General features: G+C 62.3%; 17 protein-coding genes. All 17 read left to right on the forward strand.

Annotated elements, in window-relative coordinates; all coding sequences use genetic code 11:
* The first annotated feature begins 102 nt into the window (after window positions 1-102).
* Window positions 103-1782 (forward strand): DUF1302 domain-containing protein, encoded by a 1680-nt coding sequence (locus AB7933_RS12490; RefSeq protein ID WP_024074548.1) that lies wholly within the window; start codon window positions 103-105, stop codon window positions 1780-1782.
* A gap of 12 nt (window positions 1783-1794) precedes the next feature.
* Entirely contained in the window at window positions 1795-3159 is a 1365-nt protein-coding gene (locus AB7933_RS12495) for a DUF1329 domain-containing protein (protein WP_024074549.1), read from the forward strand.
* Window positions 3160-3230: 71 nt separating this feature from the next.
* Window positions 3231-4334, forward strand: a complete 1104-nt coding sequence (locus tag AB7933_RS12500) for a WD40/YVTN/BNR-like repeat-containing protein (protein WP_024074550.1) — start codon at window positions 3231-3233, stop codon at window positions 4332-4334.
* Between the two features lie 4 nt (window positions 4335-4338).
* Window positions 4339-6867 (forward strand): efflux RND transporter permease subunit, encoded by a 2529-nt coding sequence (locus AB7933_RS12505; RefSeq protein ID WP_024074551.1) that lies wholly within the window; start codon window positions 4339-4341, stop codon window positions 6865-6867.
* 126 nt (window positions 6868-6993) lie between these two features.
* Window positions 6994-8196 carry an MFS transporter gene (locus AB7933_RS12510; RefSeq protein WP_024074553.1) on the forward strand — a complete coding sequence of 401 codons (1203 nt, stop codon included), beginning with the start codon at window positions 6994-6996 and terminating at the stop codon, window positions 8194-8196.
* A gap of 48 nt (window positions 8197-8244) precedes the next feature.
* A complete protein-coding gene (locus AB7933_RS12515; protein ID WP_024074554.1) occupies window positions 8245-9285 on the forward strand; it encodes an aromatic ring-hydroxylating dioxygenase subunit alpha in 1041 nt (346 codons plus the stop codon).
* Window positions 9282-10235 carry a PDR/VanB family oxidoreductase gene (locus AB7933_RS12520; RefSeq protein WP_024074555.1) on the forward strand — a complete coding sequence of 318 codons (954 nt, stop codon included), beginning with the start codon at window positions 9282-9284 and terminating at the stop codon, window positions 10233-10235. Before AB7933_RS12515 ends, AB7933_RS12520 begins: the two co-directional genes overlap by 4 nt.
* 62 nt (window positions 10236-10297) lie before the next feature.
* Complete coding sequence (locus AB7933_RS12525) at window positions 10298-10870, forward strand: cupin domain-containing protein (RefSeq protein WP_024074556.1); 573 nt, start codon at window positions 10298-10300, stop codon at window positions 10868-10870.
* Complete coding sequence (locus AB7933_RS12530; RefSeq protein WP_024074557.1) at window positions 10867-11859, forward strand: fumarylacetoacetate hydrolase family protein; 993 nt, start codon at window positions 10867-10869, stop codon at window positions 11857-11859. Before AB7933_RS12525 ends, AB7933_RS12530 begins: the two co-directional genes overlap by 4 nt.
* Window positions 11850-12857 (forward strand): NAD-dependent epimerase/dehydratase family protein, encoded by a 1008-nt coding sequence (locus tag AB7933_RS12535; protein WP_024074558.1) that lies wholly within the window; start codon window positions 11850-11852, stop codon window positions 12855-12857. The genes AB7933_RS12530 and AB7933_RS12535 overlap by 10 nt, the downstream gene beginning before the upstream one ends.
* Complete coding sequence (locus AB7933_RS12540; RefSeq protein ID WP_024074559.1) at window positions 12844-13629, forward strand: cyclase family protein; 786 nt, start codon at window positions 12844-12846, stop codon at window positions 13627-13629. Before AB7933_RS12535 ends, AB7933_RS12540 begins: the two co-directional genes overlap by 14 nt.
* The gene (locus tag AB7933_RS12545; RefSeq protein ID WP_041160893.1) at window positions 13626-14357 is read left to right on the forward strand and encodes a FadR/GntR family transcriptional regulator; all 732 of its coding nucleotides are present in this window, start codon (window positions 13626-13628) and stop codon (window positions 14355-14357) included. Before AB7933_RS12540 ends, AB7933_RS12545 begins: the two co-directional genes overlap by 4 nt.
* Window positions 14354-15304 carry a LysR family transcriptional regulator gene (locus tag AB7933_RS12550; RefSeq protein WP_024074561.1) on the forward strand — a complete coding sequence of 317 codons (951 nt, stop codon included), beginning with the start codon at window positions 14354-14356 and terminating at the stop codon, window positions 15302-15304. Before AB7933_RS12545 ends, AB7933_RS12550 begins: the two co-directional genes overlap by 4 nt.
* A 99-nt stretch (window positions 15305-15403) precedes the next feature.
* The gene (locus AB7933_RS12555; RefSeq protein WP_024074562.1) at window positions 15404-16414 is read left to right on the forward strand and encodes an ornithine cyclodeaminase family protein; all 1011 of its coding nucleotides are present in this window, start codon (window positions 15404-15406) and stop codon (window positions 16412-16414) included.
* A gap of 28 nt (window positions 16415-16442) precedes the next feature.
* Complete coding sequence (locus AB7933_RS12560) at window positions 16443-17459, forward strand: dihydrodipicolinate synthase family protein (protein WP_024074563.1); 1017 nt, start codon at window positions 16443-16445, stop codon at window positions 17457-17459.
* Window positions 17460-17475: 16 nt separating this feature from the next.
* Window positions 17476-18945 carry an NAD-dependent succinate-semialdehyde dehydrogenase gene (locus AB7933_RS12565; RefSeq protein WP_024074564.1) on the forward strand — a complete coding sequence of 490 codons (1470 nt, stop codon included), beginning with the start codon at window positions 17476-17478 and terminating at the stop codon, window positions 18943-18945.
* A gap of 308 nt (window positions 18946-19253) precedes the next feature.
* Complete coding sequence (locus tag AB7933_RS12570) at window positions 19254-20387, forward strand: FAD-dependent oxidoreductase (protein WP_024074565.1); 1134 nt, start codon at window positions 19254-19256, stop codon at window positions 20385-20387.
* Window positions 20388-20423: the final 36 nt, after the last annotated feature.

Raw genomic sequence — 20423 nt, forward strand, 5'->3', positions numbered from 1 at the left:
CCCACGGATGCTTTATGCCTGTGCAGGCTTGGCCCGGTTCGTCCGTGGGCGCTGTTTCACCTGAAGAACTGACATACAAAAACAATAAAGAGGGTTACTTCGATGGCTACTCGTAAGATCGCTGCGTCGCGGCGCGTCCCCTTCACCCTGACCCTTGCGGCCAGCCTGGGACTCGGCGCCACGGCCGCCCAGGCATTTCAGATCGATACCGGCAATCCCGATCTCAGCTTGCGTTGGGACAATACGCTCAAGTACAGCGCGGCCTGGCGCCTGAAGGACCCCAGCAGCAAGCTCAGCGAGGGGCAGACGGCGCTGAACCAGAACGACGGCGATCACAACTTCAAAAAGGGGCTGATTTCCGATCGCCTGGATATCCTTTCCGAACTGGACATCGGTTATCGCGACTTCGGCGCGCGGGTGAGCGGTGCAGCCTGGTACGACACCGTTTACCAGGAACGCAACGACAACCACGACGCGGCCAGTGCCAACCAGCGTTCGGTGGGCTTCGACGAGTTCACCAGTGACACGCGTCATCTGCATGGTGGCGATGGCGAACTGCTGGATGCCTTTGTCTACTGGAACGGTACCCTGGCCGACCGTGCCTTATCGGTTCGCGCGGGGCGCCACGGCCTTATCTGGGGCGAGAGCCTGTTCTTCGGTAGTAACGGCATCGCCGGTGCCATGGCGCCGGTGGACGTGGTCAAGGCGCAATCGGTGCCCAACACTCAGTTCAAGGAAATCACCCGGCCGGTCAACCAGCTCTCGACCGCCTACCAACTGACCGACAGTGTGTCATTGGGCGCCTTCTACCAACTGGAGTGGGAGGCCACCCGCTTGCCGGGCGCCGGCAGCTATTTCTCCACCAGCGATACCATCGGCGAGGGCAATGAACGGCTGATCACGGGCGGGCCGTTCCCGGATGTCCTTGGCGGTAATGCCAATAGCCCGGCGGCTTTTTTCCATGGCAAGGATAAGAAAGCCAGGGACTCCGGCCAGGGCGGTCTGCAGCTCAAGTTCAACACCGGGACGACGGATTACGGCCTGTACGCGCTGCAGTATCACGAGAAAACGCCCACATTGTATTTGAAACCGAATGCCACCGGGCCGAACTTCAGTACCGGGCAAATCGGCGAGTATTCCTGGGTCTACCCGGAAGATATCCGTGTCCTGGGCGCCAGTTTCGCGACCTCCATGGACGAGTACAGCTTTGCCGGCGAGGCTTCGATGCGCTGGAACATGCCGCTGGTGTCCAACGCCCAGACCGTCCTGCCGGGCGTTGAGGCGGACAACAACGATAACGCCTTGTACGCGGTTGGCCGGACGGCCCATGTCAACCTCAACGTCCTGGCATCGCTGGGCCCTTCCTTCGTTTCCAATGAAGCCAACCTGACAGGGGAAGTGGCCTGGAACCGCCTGCTGGCCGTGACCCGGAACCGCGCAGCCCTCGACCCCAACGCCACCGATGACGGCCTGGGCTTGAAGCTGGTGTACACGCCCACCTATCGCCAGTTCTTCCCCGGCATCGATATCAGCGTGCCGCTGGGCATCAGCTATTTCCCCATGGGCAAGTCGGCGGTGATCAGCGGGTTTGGTCCCGATAGAGGAGGGGACATGAACATCGGCGTCTCCGCCACCTACCTGGACCAAGTGACCGTGGGGCTGACCTACACGCACTACTACGGTCCCGAGGACACCAGCCTCAACGCCGCCAGCCAGTTCACTTACAAGCAGTCGTTGAAGGACCGGGATTACCTGGCCTTCTCCGTCAAGACCACGTTCTAAGAGGATTCGCGCATGACCATTCAGTTCACTCTAAAGGCCTTGTGCTTGACCCTGCTGGCTGTTGCCGCGCCGATGACGCTGGCCGCCAGCGCCGAACAAGCCGCCGCACTGGGCAAGACCCTGACGCCCTTTGGTGCCGAGAAAGCAGGCAATGCCGATGGCAGCATTCCCGCCTGGGACGGCGGCTACACCAAGGTCGATCCGGCCTACGTTCCGGGGGGCAAGCGCAGCGATCCGTTTGCCGCGGACAAACCCTTGTACAGCATCACCGCGCAAAACGTGGCCAAGTACGCCGACAAGCTCAGCGACGGCACCAAGGAGCTGTTCAAGCGCTTCCCGGACACCTATCGCATCGATGTCTATCCGACCCGGCGCACGGCGGCCGCGCCGCAGTGGGTGTATGACAACACCTTCAAGAATGCGACCCGCGCCAAACTGGTCAACAGCAGCGCCGGCCTGATCCCCGACGGTGCCTATGGCGGGATCCCGTTTCCGATTCCACAGAACGGTACCGAAGCCATCTGGAACCACTTGCTGAACTGGCGCGGCACCTCGGTGGCGGGGCATTTCCGCCACTATCTGATGACGGCCGACGGCAACCAGGTGATGACCAGCGACGGCTTGTTGACCCAGGAGATGCCTTACTACTTCCAGGAAGGTGGCCCTGAAAACTACTCGGGCGACTACTGGCTGGTGCGCTTCGTCAATCTCGGCCCGGCGATTCGTGCCGGCGAACAGATCTTGGGGCGTGAGAACATCAACGGCGACAAATCCCAGGCCCATGTCTATCTGAGCGGCCAGCGCCGGGTGCGCACGTTGCCCAACGCCTGCTGCGATACACCGACGCCGTCCACCGCTGGCGTCATGTCGTTCGACGAGCTGAGCGTGTGGGGCGGGCGCACGGACCGGTTCGACTGGAAACTGGTGGGCAAGCAGGAAATGTATGTTCCCTACAACACCAACAAGGTGCAGGCCGCCGCCCAGCCGCAAGACCTGTTCGCCAAGCACCATCTGAATCCTGACTACGTGCGTTGGGAGTTGCACCGCGTCTGGGTCGTCGAGTCGACGTTGGCCGCCGGCAAGCGTCACCAACTGCCCAAAGGCCGTTACTACCTCGACGAAGACACCTGGCAAGCCCTGCTCGGTGACCGTTGGGATGCCAGCGGTCAACTGGCCAAGACCCTCTGGTCCCTGCCGTCCGTACTGCCCGACCTGCCTGGCCTGGTGCAACTGTCTTCGGGTTTTTATGACCTGACTTCGGGGGCGTGGTTTATCCAGAACGTCTACGCCGGATTGCCGGATCAATATCGCGCGGTTGATCGCTACAAGGCCTCGGAGTTCTCGCCTGCGGCGATGGCCGGACGCGGCGTGCGTTAAACCTGAACCGAGCGTGAAGGGCATGCCCGTCGGCATGTCCTTGGGGTACGAGTGTTTGTCCGAGGTAGGTTATGAACAGAATCAGTCAGGCGGGTGCTTTGCTCCTGGCCCTGTATTTGCCCTTCGTCACGAGCCAGTGCCTGGCGGGGCAGGCTGCGGTGGGCGTGCCGCTCAATACCCCGGCCATGCGGGTACCGGCTGCGCAGAACAGCGTATTGATCGACCTGGCGCGTGCCGGTACACGCCTGGTGGCCGTAGGCGAGCGTGGCCTGGTACTGCTCTCCGACGACAATGGACAAACCTGGCGCCAGGCGTCGGTGCCGGTCTCGGTCAGCCTGACGGCGGTACGCTTCGTTGATGCACAAAAGGGCTGGGCGGTCGGCCACGCGGGCGTGGTGCTGGCGACGCTGGATGGTGGCGAGCACTGGACGTTGCAGCTCGACGGCGTGCGCGTGGCGCAGCTGGAACTGGACGCCGCCAAGGCGGACCAGGCCACGGCTAGCGACCCGGATGCCGCGCTGGTACGGATACAAAATGCCGAGCGTCTTGTCGCCGATGGTCCAGACAAACCTTTCCTGGCCCTGGAATTCGTCGATGCCCGCCGCGGGTTGATCGTCGGTGCCTACGGTTTGGCGCTGCTGACCACCGATGGTGGCGCCACCTGGCAGTCGCTCATGGGGCGTATCGCCAACCCGAACGGCTTGCACTTGTACGCCATCAGTCGGCAGGGCACACATTGGTTCCTGGCTGGCGAGCAGGGTTACCTGGCGCGCTCGGACGACGACGGGCTGTCGTTCAGTCAGTTGGACAGCCCCTACGAAGGCAGTTTCTTCACCCTGCAGAGCCGCGCCGATGGCGCACTGGTGGTCGCCGGCCTGAAGGGCAATGCCTTTGTCTCCCACGATGCCGGCGCAAGTTTCCAGCGCTTGTCAGTTCCCATACCCATCTCCTTCAACGACTCCATCCGCCTGGCCGACGGCCAGCTGCTGCTGGTCAACCAGGGCGGCACGCTGTTTCGCAACAGCGAGCAGACCGGGGCGGCGCTGCTGCCACTGGGCAACCCCTTGGGCAAGCCTGTTTCAAGTGTGATCGAGGCCGCCGATGGCAGCCTGATCGTTGCTGGTTTCACCGGGCTGCAGCGTCTTGCGCAGCCAGCCACTGCCGCTTCGGAGTGAGGTTATGACGTCTCCTGGTAATTTCCCCCAGTCCCCAGCCAATGCGTTCGAAGACTTCGATCCGCGTTCTGGCTCGGTGCTCGAACGAGCCCTGTTCAACCATCGCCTGTGGGTGTTGTTGCTGTGTCTGGCGACCACGTTGGTGCTGGGTTGGCAGTCCAGTCGTGTCGAGCTCAATGCCAGTTTTGAAAAAATGATCCCCACCCATCAGCCTTATATCGCCAACTACCTTGAGCACCAGAAGGAGCTGAGCGGGCTGGGTAATGCGGTGCGCATCGCCGTGGTCAACAAGCGGGGCGATATCTACGACAGCGCCTACCTCAAGACCCTGCAGGCGTTGAGCGACAAGATCTACCTGCTGCCCGGTGTCGACCGTGCGTACATGAAGTCGCTGTGGACACCGGCCACACGTTGGGTGGCGGTGACCGAAGCGGGCCTGGAGGGTGGGCCGGTCATTCCGGATAAATACGATGGCGGCGCCGCGAGCCTTGCGGCGTTGCGGCGCAATGTGCAGCTGTCCAATGAACTCGGCCAGTTGGTGGCGTTCGACCAGGCATCGAGCATCATTCAAGTGCCGCTGTTACAGCGAACCCCGGATGGCCGTGCGTTGGACTACACCCAGCTGTCGCAACAGCTGGAGGCGTTGCGTAGCCAATACCAGAGCGACAGCATCGACATTCGCATCACCGGGTTTGCCAAGAAAGTCGGTGACTTGATTGCCGGCCTGCGGCAGATCCTGATCTTCTTCGCCGTGGCGATCCTGATCACCACGGTCGTGCTTTATTGGTACACCCGCTGCATTCGCAGCACCTTGCTGGTGGTGTTCTGCTCGCTGGTGGCGGTGGTCTGGCAGCTTGGCTTGCTGCCGTTACTGAATTATCAACTGGACCCCTATTCGGTGCTGGTGCCGTTCCTGGTGTTTGCCATTGGCATGAGCCATGGGGCGCAAAAGATGAACGGCATCATGCAGGACATCGGGCGCGGCATGCACCGGGTGGTCGCCGCACGCTTCACGTTCCGCCGCCTGTTTCTTGCCGGGCTCACCGCGCTGCTTTGTGATGCGGTCGGTTTCGCGGTGCTGATGATCATCAAGATCCAGGTGATCCAGGACCTGGCGATGATCGCCAGCATCGGCGTGGCGGTGTTGATCTTCACCAATTTGATCTTGCTACCCATATTGCTCTCCTACGTTGGGGTCAGCCGCCGTGCGGCGCGATTGAGCCTGAAAAGCGAGCACGCTGAACAGGCCGGTCAGCATCGCCACGGGTTCTGGCGTTTCCTCGACCTGTTCACCCAGCGGCGCTGGGCGGCGTTGTGCATCGCCCTGAGCCTGGCGCTGGCGACGCTCGGCTTCATCGTCAGCCTGCAATTGAAGGTCGGTGATCTGGATGCCGGCGCGCCCGAGCTGCGGGCCGATTCGCGCTACAACCAGGATGATGCGTTTCTGACCCGGCATTACGGCGCCAGTAGCGATCTGTTCGCGGTCATGATCAAGACCCCCGCCAGCGCCTGTTCGCGCTATGACATCCTGAACAAGGTCGATGCCCTCGACTGGCAGTTGCGCACGTTGCCGGGTGTCGATTCGACCAATTCCCTGGCGATGCTCAACCGCCGCATGCTGGTCGGCCTCAGCGAAGGCAGCCCGAAGTGGTATGAGCTGCAGAACAACCAGGCGATGCTCAACATGGTCACCGCCGGGGCACCACGCGGGCTCTACAACGAAGACTGCAGCCTGCTGACGCTGTACGTCTACCTCTCCGACCACAAGGCGCAAACCCTCAGCCGCCTGGTGGATCACGTCGAGCAATTCGCCGCGGCGAACAATACCGACGAGGTCCAGTTCCTCCTGGCTGCCGGCAATGCCGGGATCGAGGCGGCGACCAACATTGTCGTCAAACAGGCCAACCGCGAAATGCTGTTCTGGGTCTACGGTGCGGTGATCCTGTTGTGCCTGGTCACCTTCCGCTCCTGGCGCGCCACGATTTGCGCGGTCATTCCGCTGATGCTCACCTCGGTACTCTGTGAGGCGCTGATGGTCTGGCTGAACATCGGCGTCAAGGTCGCGACCCTGCCGGTGATCGCCCTCGGCGTGGGCATCGGCGTTGACTACGCGCTGTACGTGATGAGCATCCTGCTTGGGCATATGCGCCAGGGCACAAGCCTGTCGCAGGCGTATTACCGGGCACTGCTGTCCACCGGCAAGGTGGTGATGCTGACCGGGGTGACCCTGGCGATCGGCGTGGCCACCTGGATGTTTTCGCCGATCAAGTTCCAGGCTGACATGGGGGTGCTGCTGGCCTTCATGTTCGTCTGGAACATGGTCGGTGCCCTGGTTCTGCTGCCGGCCCTGGCTCACTTCCTGTTGCCGAGCAAGCGTGTGAGCAAGGAACCGGTTGGGCACACAGTCGCGGATGAGCCCCACTGCCTGGTCACTGCGGCGCTGACGCCTGTCACCGCCGAGCAGAGGACCAGGGAACAGCACTCATCGTGCAAGAAGACAGTCTCTGTGGCGGCTAATCCGGTCGCGCCATAACAACAAGAAAGGACGTTGCGATGCCTCGTATGTATCTGTTCCGACAGCCTCTATGGCTTGACCTTATCGCCGGCCTGAGCGCCTTCGGCATGGCGTTCTGCGCGACCCAATCAGCGGAGGTGCGTGATGAACGTTGAACGCCAGGCGCGGCTGCCGCAGTCCTTGTTGCTCTTGCTCGGCAGTTGCCTGCCGGTGCTCGGTGCGGTGCTGCTGGCTCCCATCCTGCCGCGTATGCAGGAACACTTTGCCGACACGCCAGGTGTCGCGGTGCTGGTGCCCATCGCCCTGACGCTGCCGGCGTTGATGATTGCGCTGTTGGCCCCCGTCGCCGGGATCATCGCCGACCGATTGGGGCGCAAGCCGTTGCTGATCGGTGCGATGGTGCTCTACACGGTTTGTGGTGTGCTGCCGCTATGGCTGGAGTCGCTGCAGGTCATCGTGATCAGCCGCGCCGGCATCGGTGTGGCCGAGGCGGCGATCATGACCTGTTGCACCACGATGATGGGGGACTACTACAGCGGCGCGCGGCGTGAACGCATATTCGCGCTGCAAATGGTTGCGACCTCGCTGTCGGCGGCGATCTTCATTGCCGTCGGCGGTGTGCTCGGCGAGCACGGTTGGCGCACGCCGTTTGCCCTGTATGGGCTGGGGCTGGTGTTCCTGCCGCTGATGGCCTGGTTGCTGTGGGAGCCGCGCGCGCAGGCCGTTACCGCGGCAACCACGGCGGACAGGGCATTCCCCTGGCGCGCCCTGGCCCCCTTGTATGCCCTGGCATTCCTGGCTGGCTTGAGCCTGTTCATCGTGCCGGTACAAGTCAGTTATCTGCTCAACCTGCTGCATGTCGAAGGGTCGCAGCAGATCGGCCTGACCATGGGCGCCAGTCAGTTCGGCGTACTGGTCGGCGCCTTGAGTTTCCGTCTGTTGCGTGGTGTCCCGGCGCCTCGGCAGATGCTCCTGGCTTTCTTCGCGGCCGCTATCGGCGGCGGGTTGCTGGCGGTGGCCGACCGTCATGGGCTGGTGGTGGTCGCCGTGCTGATCAACGGCTTGGGCATCGGCCTGATGATGCCGACCCTGCTCACCTGGATCATGAGCCAGGTCGACTTCCAGCAGCGCGGCCGCGCGGCCGGCGGCTTCACGGCGCTGTTCTTTGCCGGTGAGTTCGCCAGCCCACTGGTGGTGCTGGCGATCACCGGCGGGGTGATCGGCGCCTTGCCTGCCGCACTGGGAATCATCGCAGGGCTTCAACTTGTGGTGGCCCTGGCCTGCCTTCGGTTGCGAGGCAGCGGGGCCGCTTTTGCCGGCGCGGTCGTCGCAGAGCCTGATCGCTGATCTGTCTATTCGACATTTCATGAAAACAAGAACAATGAGGAGATCATCATGAGTTATTTGCTCAACACCTGGTACATCGCTGGATGGGCAGACGAGCTGACGCAAGGTGGGATGCTTGGCAGGACCATCGTCGAGCAACCCATCGTGTTCTTTCGCAATAGCCAGGGTGTGATCCAGGCGCTCGCCGATCGTTGCCCACACCGTTTTGCCCCGCTGCACATGGGCAAGGTTGTCGGCGATAGCGTCCAGTGTCCGTACCACGGCTTGCGTTTCGATGGCAGTGGCCAATGTACGTACAACCCCCATGGCGATGGGACCGTCCCCAAGGCCGCCTGCGTTCGCGCGTTCGCGGTCGTCGAGCGGCATGGGGCGATCTGGGTCTGGCCTGGCGATTCGAGCCTGGCCAACGAGGCGCAGATCCCTGATTTTTCCTTCCTCGAACAGGCCCCACCCCATGCCAAGGGGCATGGGTATTTGCCAACCCGCGCGCACTACGAGTTGCTGTCCGACAACATCATGGACCTGAGCCACGTTGATTTCCTGCACCCCGATACGCTGGGTGGCGGGGCGTTGTCACGCACGCGCGCGACCATCGAGGAGTTGCCCAACGACCGCGTGCGCATCAGTTGGTGGGCGCCAGACGATGTCCCCCCACCGGCTTTCGGCGCTCATCTGGAAGACCCGAGCCGGGCAGACGTCTGGGCCGAAGTCATCTGGCACGCCCCCGGCCTGATGCTGCTGGGCAGTGGCGCCACGCCGCCCGGGCGCCCCAGGGAAGAGGGGCCCGTGACCTGGAACCTGCATCTGATGACGCCGCAGGACGCGACGAACACCCATTACTTCTTCGCCAACACACGCAGTTTCGAGCAGGACAATGCGCAGTTGAACACCTTCATCCAGGACATGTTGATCGGGATTTTCGCCGGTGAAGACAAGCCCATGGTCGAGGCTCAACAGCGCCAGATCGGCGAGGTTGAACTGCTGGGTCTTAACCCTGTGTTGCTGCCAGTCGATGCCGGGGCCGTGCGTTGCCGACGTGTTCTGCGTCGCTTGATTGCCGCTGAGCAGCCAGTGAGTGCCCCGAGATGATCGATGTCGTGGTGACCCGCAAGCGTCGCGAAGCCGAAGGCATCTACAGCTTTGAACTGGCCCCGGCCGAGGATTCCCTGCTGCCGGCTTTCAGTGCCGGCTCGCATATCGATGTGCACCTGCCCAATGGCCTGGTGCGCCAGTACTCGCTGTGCAATCACCCGGAAGACCGCCACCGCTACCTGCTGGGCGTGTTGCTCGACCCTGCGTCTCGTGGCGGTTCCCAGGCCATGCACGAGCAAGTGCACGAAGGCAGCCGGCTGCGGATCAGCGAGCCACGCAACCTGTTCCCGCTGGAGCATGGGGCGGGGTACAGCGTGCTGTTCGCGGGCGGCATCGGCATTACACCGATCCTCTGCATGGCCGAGCGCTTGGCGCGGATCGGCGCGCCTTTCGAGCTGCACTACTGCGGCCGCTCGGTCGGGCGCATGGCCTTTATCGAGTACCTGCGCCATTCGGCGTTCGCCGATGGCGTGCACGTTCATGTGGACGATGGCGAGGCTAGCCAGCGCCTGGACAGCGCTGGGGTTTTGTCCGCGCCGACCCGTGACCGTCATCTGTACGTCTGTGGCCCCAATGGCTTCATGGAGCACGTGCTCGGCACCGCGCGCGCGCAGGGATGGGCCGAAACGCAACTGCACCGTGAGTACTTTACCGCTACTGCTGACCCGGCGAGTGAGGCGGGCGGGTTCGAAGTGCAACTGGCCAGCACCGGACAGTGTTTCCAAGTGCCGGCCACGCTCAGCGTTGCCCAGGTGCTGCTGGAGGCCGGCATCGACATCCCTTTGTCTTGCGAGCAGGGCATCTGTGGCACCTGCATCACGCGCGTGCTGGAAGGCGAACCGGAGCATCGCGACATGTTCTTGACCGATGCCGAGCGGGCCCGCAACGACCAGTTCACACCGTGTTGCTCGCGTGCCAGGAGTGCCCGGCTGGTGCTCGATCTTTAAGGTTTTCCATTCATCCATCTCTACCCGCTGCGGTGTTTTGCCAACTGATTGAGGAGTCGAACATGCAACAACTTCCAGGTTTCAAACGCGTGGTCACCGGGCACGATGCCCACGGCCAGGCGGTGGTCGCGCTCAGCGGACCGACACCCAACAGCTTCCCGCTCAAGGCCGTGCCCGGTACGGTGTTCCATGAGATCTGGAACAGTGGCGCCAGCCCGGCTGTACTCGACAATGGCGAGGACCCCACCCGCAAGCCGCTTCAGTTGAGTCCGGCGCCGTTGGGCAGCGTTATCCGTGTGGTGGATATCCCGCCCGACAGCGTACAGAACCAAGTCAGCGCCGAGGATGCCGCGGCGGCCTTCGCCGAAATTGGCCAGGCCCATGCCGGCACGGGGCAGGCAGATTCCAAACACAAGCTGATGCACCGCACCGAAACCCTCGATTACGGCGTGGTCACGGAGGGGGAGGTCTGGTTGGTGCTCGATGGCGAGGAGGTGCATCTCAAGCGCGGTGACATCGTCGTGCAGCGAGGTACCAACCACGCCTGGAGCAATCGTACCGAGCAGATGGCACGCATGTTGTTTGTGCTGCTGGATGGCCGCTTCGCGCCCGAACTGCAAGGAGGCCAGGCATGAAGCTCAGTACCTTCAAGAATGATAGCCGCGACGGTCGCCTGCTGGTGGTGTCGCGCGACCTCGCCTGGGCGGCCGATGCCAGCGATATTGCGGCGACGTTGCTGGTTGCCATTGAACAATGGTCGAGCGTCGAAACCGCGTTACGCGCGCGCTACGACGCCTTGAATGAAGGCACCCTGGCCGGCGCCTTCGCCTTCGATCCGCAGCACGCTGCCGCACCCTTGCCACGTGCCTGGCAATGGCTGGATGCCTCGTCCTTCCTCAGTCATGGCGAGCGCATGCAGAAAGCGTTCGCGCTGGATCCGATCGAAGGTGTTGAACACACACCCTTGATGTATCAGGGCTGTGGCGATGATTTCCTGGGGGCCCACGACGACATCCTGCTGCCCAGTGAAAGCCACGGTATCGACTTTGAAGGTGAATTCGCGGTGGTGGTCGATGAGGTGCCCATGGGCTGCTCGGCGCAAGACGCCGCCGACCATATTCGGCTGATTGTGCAAGTCAACGATGTCAGCTTGCGTGCGCTCGCCCCCCGTGAAATGAAGACCGGCTTCGGGTTTATCCAGGCCAAATCCTCGTCAAGTTTTGCCCCGGTGGCGATCACCCCCGACGAGTTGGGCGAGGCCTGGCGGGACGGGCGTGTGCATTTGCCACTGAGGGTCGAATGGAATGGCCAGTGGTTCGGGCATGCCCACGGTGGCGCCATGCATTTCGGCTTTCATCAGTTGATCGCCCACGCGGCGCTGACCCGGCGCCTCAGGGCCGGCTGCGTGATCGGTTCTGGCACGGTTTCCAATGCCGACCCCACGGTTGGCGCGGCCTGCATCGCCGAACGTCGTGCCGTCGAGATGATCGAGCAAGGGGCGCCGCAGACGTCCTTCATGCGCTTCGGTGATCGCGTGCGCATGGAAGTTCTCGACCTGCGCGGGCAGTCGGTCTTCGGGGCGATAGACCAACGTGTCGTGCACGGAGGCCTCCCATGCGCGTGATGATTACCGGGGCCAATGGTTTTGTCGGCCGGGCGCTGGTCAACCGATTGCTCCAGGCGAATGAATGGCAAGGCCGTTCGATCAGCGCGTTGATCCTGCTGGATAAAGAGTTGGTGGGGTTTGCTGACGATAAACGCCTGCGTCGGCATTGCGGCAGTGTGACCGATGCCGCGTTATTGCGTCGCGCCCTGGCCGATGGCATTGATGTGGTTTTTCACCTGGTCAGCATCCCTGGGGGAGCGGCCGAGCAGCATTATTCACTGGGCTATCAGGTCAACCTGCTGGCAAGCCTGGAGTTGCTTGACCAGTTGCGCGCGCAGCCTGGCGCGCCGGTGCTGGTGTATGCGAGCAGCGTGGCGGTGTACGGCGGCGACCTGCCGGCGCGCCTCGATGAGCGCGCCGTGCCACACCCGCAGTTGAGTTACGGTGCGCACAAGGCGATGGTGGAAATGGCACTCAACGACCTGGCCCGACGAGGCGAGGTGGACGGCCGTGCCGTACGCCTGCCCGGCATCGTTGCCCGTCCACGTGAACCCAACGGGCTGCGCTCGGCGTTCATGAGCGACCTGCTGCATGCCTTCGCCGAAGGCCAGCCGTATTGCTGCCCGGTTTCACCGCAGGCGCAGGCCTGGTGGATGTCGGTGCGGTGTTGCGTGGATAACCTGTTACGGGCCGCCGAACTGCCGGCCGCCGAGCTTGGCGAGTCACGCGTCTGGCAACTCCCGTTGTTGCGCCTGTCCATTGCCCAGGTCATCGATGCCCTGGCCGCTGCCTATGGCCAGGAACGCCGTGCGCTGATCAGCTTCGCACCGGATGCCGGGCTGCAAGCGTTGTTTGGCAACTTCCCGGCCATGAAAACCCCTCTGGCCCGTGCTCTTGGCTTTCGCCATGACGGCTCGGCTGCCGCCTTGATACGAAACAGTTTGAATGCTGCTGCCCCGGCGCGTCGTGCGCGTGGGCGGGTGGCGCTTGGAGTGAGCGAACATGCAATCAACTAAACGCCGCCTGGTAGACCTGTCCGTTACCCTGGACAACAACCCCTACACCGATCCACCGCCGTTGCTGCCGAAAATCGACTACATGGACCATCAGCAAGGCTGGCCGGAGATGGCCGCGATGTTTCCCGGCCTGTCCAAGGCGCAACTGCCTGGCGACGAGTCCTGGGCGGCTGAGCGCCTGCAGATCACCACGCACAGCGGTACGCATATGGACGCCCCCTGGCACTATGCCTCGACCACGGATGGTGGCAAGCCGGCTTTCGGCATCGACGAGTTGCCGTTGGACTGGTGCCTGCAACCCGGCGTGAAGCTGGATTTCCGTCATTTGCCCGATGGCCATGTGGTCAGCGCCGCCGAAGTGCAGGCGGAGCTGGCGCGCATCGACCACGTGCTGCAGCCGTTGGACATTGTCCTGGTCAACACCCGCGCCGGCGCGCTGTTCGGTCAGCCAGGGTATCTGGATGCCGGGGTCGGTATGGGCCGCGAGGCTACGTTGTATTTGCTTGAGCGCGGCGTGCGTGTGGTCGGCACCGATGCCTGGAGCTGGGATGCGCCGTTCAAGTACACACGCGAACGCTTCGCGGCCACGGGCGATGCCTCGATCATCTGGGAAGGGCACAAGGCCGGGCGTGACATCGGCTACGGCCAGATGGAGAAACTGGCCAACCTGGAGTGCCTGCCGGCCCATGGTTTCCAGGTGTCCTGCTTCCCCTACAAGATCCGGCACGCGTCGGCCGGTTTCGTCCGCGCCGTAGCGATTTTCGAGGCGTGAACGTGCCGGCGGCCGCAGGAAAAAAACGCAGCAGCCTGTCCCAGGGGCTGGAGGCGCTGCTGTCCGGGCACATTCTGGAGGGGCGACTGCGTGGCGGTGAACAGTTGCCCACCGAGTCGGCCCTCATGCTTGAGCATGGGGTCAGCAGGACCGTGGTGCGCGAGGCCATGTCGCGTCTACAGGCTGCTGGAATGGTTGAGACACGCCACGGGATCGGCACGTTTGTGCGCGGCAGCGCCCTGTCGCTGGGGGCATTCATCGACCCGGCTACTCTTGGCATCCTCGATGATTCGCTGGCGATCATGGAGTTTCGAATCGGTCTTGAGGTTGAAGCTGCCGGGCTGTGCGCCCAGCGACGTCGTCCGGATCAGTTGGCCGGGTTGCGGGGGCTTCTCGATCAACTCGGACAGCCAGCCGTCAGTGTCAATGACAGGGCGGCGTTGGATTTTCAGTTCCATCTGAGCATTGCCCAGGCGACAGGTAATCACTACATCGCCAACACACTGGCCAACCTGGGCGTGATCATCATTCCGCGCAGTCGATTGGATTCTGCGCGTTTGTTTCATGATGAGCCGTTGCACTATGAACAGCGCATGCAAAGCGAGCATGAACAGATCTATCAGGCGATCCTCAACCAGGACGCTGAATACGCGCGCGCGGCCATGCGCCTGCACCTTCAGGACAGTCGCGAGTACCTGCAGCAGGCTCGCCAAGCGTTGAGACCATGAAGGACCTTCAGAGTGCCGATGTACCGGGCAATGGCTCGCACTATCCGGCAACAGCGCTGACCATCATCGATCCTCGCTGGACCTTGTTCGTGCGTGTCGTGGCGGCTGGAAGTCTCAGCAAAGCCGCGGTACTGCTGGATATGCCGCAGTCCATGGTGAGTCGCAATATTGCCTTGCTCGAGTCGCAATGTGGCGAGCGCCTGTTTCATCGCACGGGGCGCGGGGTGGTCCTGACCGAATTTGGGGAGCAACTGCTGCCGTGCATATCGGATCTTCTTGCGGACGCTGAAGGCCTTGCCGATGACATTCGCAACCTGCGGGGAAAGCCGGTGGGGGAGGTGGTCGTGGGCATGTTGCCGTCTGCGGTGCGTCGGTTTGCCGGGACGCTTTTTTCTGCGGTACGCGCCCAGATGCCCGGTGTGAGGTTGCACCTGATCGAGGGCGCGAGCGCTCAACTCGAAGAGCAGTTGCACGATGGTCGTCTGGATATGGCGCTGGTGCTGCGCGAGAGCGAGGCAAGCATCGGGCAGGCCCATCTTGTGGCCAGGCTGCCGTTGCACCTGGTAGGACCGGCCGCCGATCCGCTGTTCGTCAAGCGAGATATTGCATTAAAAAATCTATCGAGGTTGCCATTGGTCGTGCCTGGGCGACCGCATCTGTTGAGGGCCAGGCTCGACCATCTGGCCACCGAGCAAGGCGTGGAATTATGCGTTGCCGTCGAAGCCGACTCCGTGCAGCTCCAATATGAAGTCGTCGCCGCGGGTGGCGGCTATGCGATCGCCTCTGTGCTACCGGGCTCTCTGGACCCGCGACTGAGTTCGTCACGTATCGTCGAGCCGCTTCTCGAGCGCTTTGTGGTACTGGTCGAGTCACCACGTCGCCCCTTGACCCGTGCCTCCCGTGAAGTGCGACGCTTGATCGGCAGCCTGGCGATGCCATCGATTTGAGCGATAGCTGCTTTCGATCCCCAGCAGTATTCGGTGGGGGATGTGCCTCGTAGGGTGTCAGTCAATCACCGACTGATACCCGATTGCGAGGTTAGCGCTATGCATCACGCCCAACAGCACCACGTCGTGGCCCCGACGCTTTTTCTCAGCGATGCCGATGTGGCCTCGCTCGCCGACTGGAGCGCCGCCGTCGCGGCGCTCGCCCAGGCCTATGCCAGCCCCACCTCGGATGCCATGGTGCCGCCCCGTTCGATGGCGCGGGGCGATGGGATCTGGCTGCGCAGTTTGACCGCCGTACCACCGACTGGCGGCCATATGGGCTGCAAGCTGATTGCTGCATCCATGCGGGCACGTTGCGCCAGCTATTTGATCGCGTTGTTCAACCAGCAAACCATGGCGCTCAGTGCCCTGATCGACGGCAATCGGGTAACCGGATTGCGCACCGCGGCTACCGCTGCGCTGGCGGTGGATTTGCTGGCGCCCCAGCGTGCGCTGCGGGTAGGTGTGATTGGCGCGGGGTTCGAGGCGCGGGGCGCCTTGGATTGCCTCAAATCCGTGCGCGATGTCGCCCATGTTCGCGTGTTCAGTCCAACGCCTGCGAGCCGCGAACGGTTTGCCGATAGTTTCAGGCCGGGGCTGGATATTCACGCGGTGGGCAGCGCGCAAGAGGCCGTGCAGGACTGTGATGTGGTGATCTGTGCCGCCCGCAGCCGTGACGAGTCTCCAGTACTGCAAGGCGCGTGGCTTGGCCCGGGTACCACAATCGTATCGTTGGGTTCGACCTTGCCTGAACAACGGGAAGTTGACCCGGTCACGATGGAGCGAGCCGTGTGCATCGTCGCGGATATGCCGCAAGAGGTACTCCACGATACGGGGGATGCCATTGCGGCGATCACTGCCGGTGTCTATGTCGCCGACAAATTGGTCGCGCTGTCGGACCTGGTGGCAGGGCGTGTCATTCCGCGCCAGAACGACAGCGACATCGTTCTCTACAAATCGGTGGGCTCGGCCTTGCAAGACGTTGTCATTGCGCAAGTGCTGTACGAGCGCGCCCGGCAACAAGGCCTCGGCATCGAGTTGCCTGCCAGCATTGTCCCTGTCTCGAAATAACCCCTCCACTGTCCGAAGGAAAATCATCATGGCGACTTACAACAAAGCGGATGCCCGTGCCTGGGCGCGTGAAAACCTGGTGGGCTGCTCGGCTGTCACCCTCCCAAGCTTCAGTGCTGATCTGAAGCGCCTCAATGAGCGTGGCATACGCCACGACATCGAACATACGGTCGGGCTGGGCTACAGCGCCACGTTGCTGTGCAGCGAGCTGGCCATCTCTGCCCAGGAAAACGCGCAATTCACCGCTTGGGCGCGTGAGTCGGGGAAAAGCCTGATCCTGTTCTTCCACGCGGCTTTTGGCACGCTTGCCGAGAATATCGAGGCGGTGAAGCTCGCCGAGAATGCCGGTGCTGACATCGTCCTGCTGTCCTATCCGCCACAGTTCTGGCCGACCAGCGAGCAGGAAATCTACGACTACACCAAGGCATTCTGCGACGCGACGGACCTTGCCGTCATGCTCTTCCCGATTCCGCTCTGGGGCTTTGAGCGCGTGCATCCGGCGGGGATGTCATTGGAATTGGTCCGTCGCCTGCTGGCCGATTGCCCGAATATCGCCGCGATCAAGTCCGAGCAAGGGTTCCCATTGCCGGCGGGCATTTGCGAGATGTACCACCACTTCCGTGACCAAGTGGTGATCAGTTGCCCGATCGAAGGCGATGCGATCCCCTTGATGAGCCTGATGAAGCTGCAGTTTTCCGGCACCAGCAACACCGCCTGGATGAGCGACTACTACCCGAAAGCTTTCGAGCTGGCCCGCACGGGGCGTTTCGAAGAAGCGATGGAACTGTACTGGAAGGTCAATCCGGCACGCAGCGCCAATGGCGCCGCTGCGCAAAGCTATGCCGGCGGCACCGGTGTGCTCAACCGCACGATGTGGAAATACCAGGACTGGCTCGCCGGCTTCAACGGCGGCCCGCTCCGCGCCCCGGCGATGCGTGTGCCGGATCGCTTCATGAAGTCTCTGCGTCAAGGGTTGGTCGCGTCGGGGCTGCCAGTGACTTCGGACCCTGATGCCGCCTTCATGATCGGGCGTCACCCGTGCTGATCAGGAGGGTTGCACCGTGAAGCATTTACTTAAGGACCCGACACTGTGGCGTACCGGAGCCTACATCGCTGGAGACTGGTTGACCGAGACGCCACACGGTCGTTACACGCTGCGTAATCCGGTGGATCAAACGGTGCTGGCCGAGTTGCCGCGCTGTCGCGAAACTGAAGTCCGGCGCGCCATCGACGCGGCGCAGGAGGCCTTTGGGCCGTGGCGTCGCCTGACGGCCAAACGCCGTGGCGAGGTGTTGCGCCGTTGGTATGAGTTGATGGTTGAACATCGGGAGGATATTGCCACGCTGATTACCCTGGAGGAGGGCAAGCCCCTGGAGGAGGCGCGCGGCGAAGTCGATTACGCGGCGTCTTTTGTGCGCTGGTTTGGCGAGGAAGCCACGCGGGTTCGCGGCGAAATGATTCCCGGCGTAAAGGACACTCAGCGCATCGTTGTACTGCGCGAACCCATCGGGGTGTGCGCCGCGATCACGCCTTGGAACTTTCCCGCTGCCATGATTACGCGCAAGGCCGCCCCGGCCCTCGCGGCCGGCTGCACGATGGTCGTGAAACCGGCCAGCCAGACGCCCCTGACCGCACTGGCGCTGGCCGAACTCGCGCAACGCGCGGGTGTGCCGGCCGGTGTTTTCAGCGTGATCACGGGCAATGACACCCGCGACATTGCCGGTGAACTCACGGCCAACCCGTTAGTGCGCAAGCTCACCTTCACGGGCTCCACCGACGTGGGTCGGTTGTTGCTCGCGCAAGCGGCGCAGACGGTGAAGAAATGCTCCATGGAGTTGGGCGGCAACGCCCCGTTCATTGTCTTCGACGATGCTGATCTGGATGCCGCCGCTGACGGGGTGATGTTGGCCAAGTTTCGCAATGGCGGGCAATCGTGCATCGGTGCCAACCGGGTGCTGGTGCAGTCAGGGATTTATGATGCACTGGCCGAACGCATCGTCGAGCGCATGGCACGCCTGAAGGTGGGCAACGGCCTGGAACCGGGTGTACAGGTCGGGCCGTTGATCGATGACGCGGCGCTACGAAAGTCCCAGGCCCTGGTTGATGATGCGCTGGCGCAAGGGGCTCGACTGCTGTCCGGCGGCAAGCCCCACGTGCTGGGAGGAGGTTTCTTCCAGCCCACCCTGCTGGCCGATGTGACCCATGGGATGCGGATCGCTCGTGAAGAGATCTTCGGCCCGGTCATGCCGCTGTTGCGTTTCGACCGCGATGACGAAGCCATTGCGATGGCCAACGACAGCGAGTTTGGCTTGGCGGCCTATCTGTTCAGCCGTGATGCGGCACGCATCTGGCGCAACGCCGCTCGTATCGAATCGGGCATGGTGGGCATCAACTGTGGTTTGATTTCGAATGAGGTCGCACCCTTCGGTGGCGTCAAGCAGAGCGGTCTTGGGCGCGAGGGATCGCACCTTGGGATCGACGAATTTCTTGAAGTGAAATACCTCTGCTGGGACGGCTTGGAAAGCGTGTGAATCCGTGTCGTTGAAGGCCGATTGATTGCGGTTCGAATGAACTGCAATCAATCGGCTTTTTTATTTATCCGTAGGTACGCGGATAACACCGGGTTTTGTCGCAACGCCAAGACCCATCAGCTGAAGCGATACCTCGGATTGTGCAAAGCGATTTCAGCGCAGATAACCAATTCGATAGTCTCGTCGTTGATCTGACATTTTCCGTCGGAAACTCATGACTCTGCAGCATTGACTCGACGACGCCGCAACGCTCGTCGGTGTGCCATGCACTGTCAGCCCGAGTGAATAAGAATAATTAGGAGAGCGTGATGATTGCAGCAGTCAATAAGGTCCTGGTGATCGGAGGAGGGTTCTCCGGTATGACCGCGGCTATCCAGCTCGCCCGCCAGGGGGTGGAAGTTGACCTGGTCGAAATAGATCCTTTGTGGTGCCCTCTAGGGGCGGGAATTACCCTGAGTGGGCCCACGCTACGAGCGCTTGATACCGTTGGGATTCTTGAACAGGTGGCCGCGCAAGGGTATCTGTCGACCAATTTCGATGTGTTTTCACCGGCAGGCGACCTGATTGTGCAGTTGGCGCTTCGACCTCCGCTCAGTGATAAAGCGATTCCTTGTGGCGGCGGCATTCTGCGCCCGGTGCTGGCTCGTATTTTTGCCGACAAGACACGGGAAGTAGGCACCCATGTGCGCCTCGGCATCACGTTCGACGGCATCATCGAGCACGCGGATGACCTTGAAGTGTCTTTCACCGACGGCACCTCTGGGCGCTATGACCTGGTCATTGCCGCCGATGGTGTGCATTCGCAGATACGAAAGGCGTTTTTCCCCGAAGCGCCTGCGCCAAAACCCATTCACCAGAGTGTCTGGCGTGCTGTACTGAGGCGTCCGCCGGAAATCGTGCGGCCCAGTCACTGGCTCGGACGCACCAAGGTTGGCGTCAATCCGATTTCCGAAACGCACATGTACATGTTCCTCATGGAAAGCCGCGAGTTTTCCGAGTGGATCGATCCGGCCAGTTGGCCAGGTGAAATGGCGCGGCTGCTGGGTGAGTTCCCCGCCCCGATCCTGCAGGCGCTGGTGCCTCAATTGTATGAGCCGGGCGCCAATATCGACTATCGTCCGCTGGCCAATCTATTGGTGCCGTTGCCCTGGCATAAAGGCCGCATGGTGATGATTGGGGACACGGTGCATGCCACCACGCCACATCTGGCTTCCGGGGCTGGAATTGGTATTGAGAGCGCCATCGTGCTCGCCGAAGAGTTGCTCGCCAGCGCCGATCTACAGACTGCCCTGAACCGGTTCGAAGCGCGGCGTTGGGAGCGTTGCCAGCTCGTGGTCGAAAACTCCGCGCGGCTGTGCGAGATAGAAAAAAGTGGGGGTGACAAGGACGAGCATGCTCAGATCATGCGCGAGTCTACTGCGATGTTGGCCGAGCCCATCTGAATCAAATAAGTCGCTGTTCTGGTGCCTGGCACTTAT

Source organism: Pseudomonas gorinensis (assembly GCF_042015035.1).
Taxonomy (GTDB): domain Bacteria; phylum Pseudomonadota; class Gammaproteobacteria; order Pseudomonadales; family Pseudomonadaceae; genus Aquipseudomonas; species Aquipseudomonas gorinensis.